Here is a 1,033-nt window from a genome sequence, read left to right as displayed (position 1 = left end):
GACTCGCCGGCGCTGGCCGTGCTGATGGTCGTCCAGCTGATGTTCTTCTTCGACGTGCTGGGCCTGGGCCTGGTTTACATTCTCAAGAAGGGCGACCTGGACTGGATCCGCAGCTTCCGCATGCCGACCGAACGCGGCCTGCGCAGCTGGGAGAAGATCTCCGCTGCGCCCATCGCGCCGTCGGAGAAGGCCGTCTAGTCCGCGCTGCACCGAAAGGAAGGCCGTCATGGGCATCCTGCAGAATAGATTCGACGAAGAGAACGTGATCTTCACCAACGTCGACACGTTGCTCAACCTGGGCAAGGAGCACAGCCTCTGGTACCTGCTCTTCGCCACCGCCTGCTGCGGCATCGAGCTGATGCAGTGGGGCGCCAGCAAGTACGACAGCGACCGATTCGGCATGATCCCGCGCAGTACGCCGCGCCAGGCCGACCTGATGATCGTCGCCGGCACCATCACGCTGAAGATGGCCAGCCGCGTGAAGCGCCTGTACGAACAGATGCCCGAGCCCAAGTGGGTCATCAGCATGGGCAGCTGCGCCAACGCCGGCGGGCCCTTCTGCAAGTACAGCTACAGCGTGCTGAAGGGCATCGATAAGTACATCCCCGTCGACGTCTACGTGCCCGGCTGCCCGCCGCGGCCCGAGGCGCTGATCGAGGGCGTCTTCAAGCTGCGCGAGGTGATCCACGAGGAGCGCGTGCTGCGCAAGCAGGGCAAGACGCCCAAGCCGCGTACCCCGATCGTCGTCGAGGATCCGCACGCGCACGACCCCTTCGCGCGCCATTCGGGCGGCGCGAAACTGGTCAAGGCGTAGCAGCCGCCGGGCTAGGGGTTTCGGGGATTCGTTCAAAACCGACGGGAAGCAAAAGGTAAGCGCAAGGGGAGCGCCGGAGTGCCATGGACTTCAATGCCATCGTCGAACATCTGAAGAAGCGCTGGCCCGGCATCGAAGCGCCCGCCGTCGCCAACGGCGATCCGTTCGCCATTGTGCCCGCGGTGGATGCCTTCGAGGTCCTGAAGCACCTCAAGGAAA

General features: G+C 64.4%; 2 protein-coding genes. Both read left to right on the top strand.

The genetic code is table 11. The features are described from left to right. Window positions 1–198, top strand: a 198-nt coding sequence (locus L6Q96_23155) for a hypothetical protein (protein ID MCK6557448.1), incomplete at its 5' end; no start/stop codon positions are given. 28 nt (window positions 199–226) lie between these two features. Further along, complete coding sequence (locus tag L6Q96_23150; protein MCK6557447.1) at window positions 227–814, top strand: NADH-quinone oxidoreductase subunit B; 588 nt, start codon at window positions 227–229, stop codon at window positions 812–814. The last annotated feature ends 219 nt before the right edge of the window (window positions 815–1,033 follow it).

The organism is Candidatus Binatia bacterium (assembly GCA_023150935.1).
GTDB lineage: Bacteria > Desulfobacterota > Binatia > HRBIN30 > HRBIN30 > JAKLJW01.
The sequence above is the reverse complement of the archived record's forward strand: the minus strand, read 5'-3'. Positions and strand labels throughout refer to the sequence as shown.

Coding starts and splice junctions, on each gene's coding strand:
- L6Q96_23150 (MCK6557447.1), top strand. CDS start 227: ATGGGCATCCTGCAGAATAGATTCGACGAAGAGAACGTGATCTTCACC.